Origin of the sequence: Nonomuraea sp. NPDC049784 (genome assembly GCF_040659615.1) — a bacterium.
In the GTDB taxonomy this organism is placed as follows: Bacteria; Actinomycetota; Actinomycetes; order Streptosporangiales; family Streptosporangiaceae; genus Nonomuraea.
This window is the reverse complement of record NZ_JBFAMX010000886.1, coordinates 1-3,175: the sequence shown is the minus strand read 5'-3', so window position 1 is coordinate 3,175 and position 3,175 is coordinate 1. Positions and strand designations below refer to the sequence as shown.

Annotated in this window: 6 protein-coding genes; all 6 read right to left on the bottom strand. The window is 70.6% G+C overall.

The window, feature by feature from the left end:
* The coding region (locus tag AB0J09_RS60445) for a diacylglycerol kinase family protein (RefSeq protein ID WP_360712865.1) at positions 1-212 on the bottom strand (212 nt) is incomplete at its 3' end.
* Positions 213-228: 16 nt separating this feature from the next.
* Entirely contained in the window at positions 229-1,104 is an 876-nt protein-coding gene (tatC, locus tag AB0J09_RS60440) for a twin-arginine translocase subunit TatC (RefSeq protein ID WP_360712862.1), read from the bottom strand.
* A gap of 31 nt (positions 1,105-1,135) precedes the next feature.
* Positions 1,136-1,465, bottom strand: a complete 330-nt coding sequence (tatA, locus tag AB0J09_RS60435) for a Sec-independent protein translocase subunit TatA (protein ID WP_360712859.1) — start codon at positions 1,463-1,465, stop codon at positions 1,136-1,138.
* A 29-nt stretch (positions 1,466-1,494) separates the two neighbouring features.
* On the bottom strand, positions 1,495-1,695 hold the full coding sequence (locus AB0J09_RS60430) for a hypothetical protein (RefSeq protein ID WP_360712856.1): 201 nt from the start codon (positions 1,693-1,695) through the stop codon (positions 1,495-1,497).
* The gene (locus tag AB0J09_RS60425; protein ID WP_360712853.1) at positions 1,692-2,669 is read right to left on the bottom strand and encodes a WYL domain-containing protein; all 978 of its coding nucleotides are present in this window, start codon (positions 2,667-2,669) and stop codon (positions 1,692-1,694) included. The genes AB0J09_RS60430 and AB0J09_RS60425 overlap by 4 nt, the downstream gene beginning before the upstream one ends.
* Positions 2,666-3,175 (bottom strand): WYL domain-containing protein (locus tag AB0J09_RS60420; RefSeq protein WP_360712851.1); only part of this gene is annotated, 510 nt, incomplete at its 5' end. The genes AB0J09_RS60425 and AB0J09_RS60420, both read right to left, overlap by 4 nt.

The following is a 3,175-nucleotide window of genomic DNA, read 5'->3' as shown; positions in this document are numbered from 1 at the left end:
ACCAGCCCGTCGCCGCCGAAGGCCACAAGCGCGTCGGGGTGCTCGGCCACGGCGGTGCAGGCGCGTTCCAGCGCGTCGGCCGCGTCGTCGCCGACGATCACCGACAGCTCGGCCCCTCCGGCGCGCAGCCTGCGCGCCACGGGCTCGAGCATGCGCAGCGTGCGGCCGCCGCGGGCGGCGGGGTTGACGAGCAGGGCGAGTTGAGGGGACACGCCCGGAACTTATCGCCTATCGCGCCGAACCGGAATCCTCCTCGGGACGCTCGACGGCGGAGTCTTCCGCGAGCGGCGAGGCCTCGTCGTCGGGCAGGTGGGAGAAGTCCTCGGTGGCGGGCATGCGCTTCTCGCGCATGTACATGAAGAACTCGGCCAGGAAGTACAGCACGACCATGGGCGCGGCCAGCGCCATCATCGTCAGCGGGTCGCCACCGGGCGTGATGACCGCGCCGAAGACGAACATGGCGAAGACCACCCAGCGGCGGTTCTTCTTGACCGTGGCGTGGGGGAGCACGCCGATGATGTTGAGGAACACCAGCAGCAGCGGCAGCTCGAACGAGATGCCGAAGATGATGAGCATGATCAGCACGTAGTTGACATACTCGTCGATCTGGATGATGGCCACGGTGTCGCTCGGCGCGAACCCGAGCAGGATGGCCAGGCTGGTGTCCATGATCAGGTACGCCAGCACGGCGCCGATCGCGAACAGCGGGATCGCCAGCCCGAGGAAGGCGATCGAGTAGCGCTTCTCGTTGCGGTAGAGGGCCGGGGTGACGAAGGCCCAGATCTGATAGAGCCAGACGGGTGAGGACACGACGACGCCGACCATCGCCGAGACCTTCAACGTCAGGAAGAACGACTGGAAGATGCCGCCGTAGGTCAGCGTGCACTCGCCGACACGCAGCTGCTGGGCCTGCGGCGTCTCACAGAACGGCTCCTTGATGAACGCCCAGACCGGATCGAAGACGATCCACCCGACGATGATGCCCACGACGACGGCGATCGCCGCGATGAGCAGCCGGTTGCGCAGCTCGCGCAGGTGCTCCATGAGGGGCATGCGGCCCTCGGGGTCACGCGAGGGCTCAGTCGACCGTTTGAGCAGCGCCATCTAACAGTCCAGGTGACGAGGAGGGATGGGGTCAGGCGTGCTTGTCCGCCTGGGCGGCGCTGGCGCGCAGCCTGGCGGCCTGCTCCTCCAGCTGCCTGGCCTGCTCCTCGGCGGAGAGCGCGGGCGCGGCCTGGATCGGCTGCGGCTGCGGCTGCGCGGGCTGCGGCTGGGCGGGGGCGGGCTGCGCCTGGGCCTGGACCGTGTGTTCGTCGTCGTCCTCGCGGAGCTTGGCCGTCTCGGACTTGAAGATGCGCAGCGACCTGCCGACGCCGCGGGCCATCTCGGGCAGCTTCTTCGCACCGAACAGCAACACGAGCACCAGCGCGATGATCAGAAGTTCGGGGACTCCGAGATTCGACATGAAACGCCCTTTTCTAGCGAGTGCCTGTTTCAGCCACGATCGTACGCTGCCTGGGGCGTGGTCTCATCCCCTCGGCCCGTCAATCTGGCCCGCCTCGGCTCAAGCTGGGCCGTCGCCTCGGCGATTTCCCTTTTCAGAGTACGTGCCGCCGTGACGACGCGGGCACCCGCGAATCCGAGCACGGCCAGCCCGCCCGCGCACAGCCCGATCGCCACGTAGATCCACGTCATGACTGGTGAGCGTACAGGGCCAGGGCGCGCTCGGCCTCCTGCCGTACGGTCTCGGCCATCTTGGGCGGTGAGACGACCCGGCCGGTGTCGCCGAGGCGCAGCGCCAGCTTGAGTATCCAGTCCTCGTCGCGGGCCCGCAGCGCCACCCGCAGCCGTCCCTCGCCCAGCTCGGTGACCTGCTCGCACGGGTAGTACTCGGCCACCCACCGCCCGGCGGCGCTGAGCTCCAGCTCGACCAGCTCGTCGGTGGGCGAGGGCCGGAAGACGCCCTGGGTGACGTCGATGGGCTCGGCCTCCGCCGGCGGGTCGGCGGGCACGTCGAGCACGTCCACGCCGAGCATCCGGTCGAGCCGGAACAGCCGCATCGCCTCGGCCCGGTAGCACCATCCCTCGAGGTAGGTGCGGCCGTCCACGACCACGATCCGCATGGGGTCGACCTCGCGCGGCGTCACCTCGTCGCGCCCGGGCACGTAGTAGCGCAGCGACAGCCGCCGGCCCCTGGTCAGCCCCTCGCGCACGCGCGGCAGAGCGTCGGGCGCCGCGTCCACGTCCACCGCGAGCTGGCTGCTGACGGTGGCGGCGCCCTCGCCCGCGGCCCGCTCGAGCTTGGCCATCACGCGAGGTAGCGCGTCCCCGGGCACCTCGTTGGCAGGCAGGGCGAGTTCGGGGGTGGCGGCGAGCATGCGCAGCGCGACCAGCAGCGCGCTGGCCTCGTCGATGCCGAGCCGCAGCGGCCTGGCGATGGTGTCGGCGTTGTCGATGATGATCTCGCCGCCGTCCCAGGACACGTCGATGAGGTCGCCCGGGGTGTGCCCGGGCAGACCGCACATCCACACGAGCTGCAGGTCGTCGATGAGCTGCTTCTCGCTCAGCCCGAACACCGCGGACACCTCGCCGACCTGCGCCCCCGGGTGGGACATCAGGTACGGCACCAGCGCCAGCAGCCTCGGCAATCTGTCGGCCGAGCCGGTCATGATGCCATTGCCCCTTTCAGTCGGCGGATGACGGCCTCGCGGGCGTCCGGCGGCTCGACGACCTCCACGTCGGAGCCGAGGCTCGCCATCCAGCCGGCCAGGCGTTCGGGGTCGGAGAAGGTCAGCTCGGCCTCGTCCCACCCGCCGTCGGCCTCGCGTACGGCCCTGGCGAGCTGGCGCAGCCCTTCGCACGTCCCCCTGCGTACGCGGACGACGGCCACCCGCTCGTCCGTCGAGTCGTCGGGGAAGCCGACCATATCCCGCAGATCGACCCCTTCGGGCACCTCGAACGCGCCCGCCCTGCCCAGTACGGCGACCTGCCCGGTGATCCGGCTGAGCCGGAAGACGCGCGGCGCGTCCCTGTCGCGGTCGAACCCGGCGATGTACCAGCGGCCGTTGCGGCTGACCACGCCCCACGGCTCCACGGTGCGGGCGCGCACGTTCTCGCTGCCGGCGCCGCGGTAGTCGAAGCGCACCACGCGCCGGTCGCGCACGGCCTCCCACAG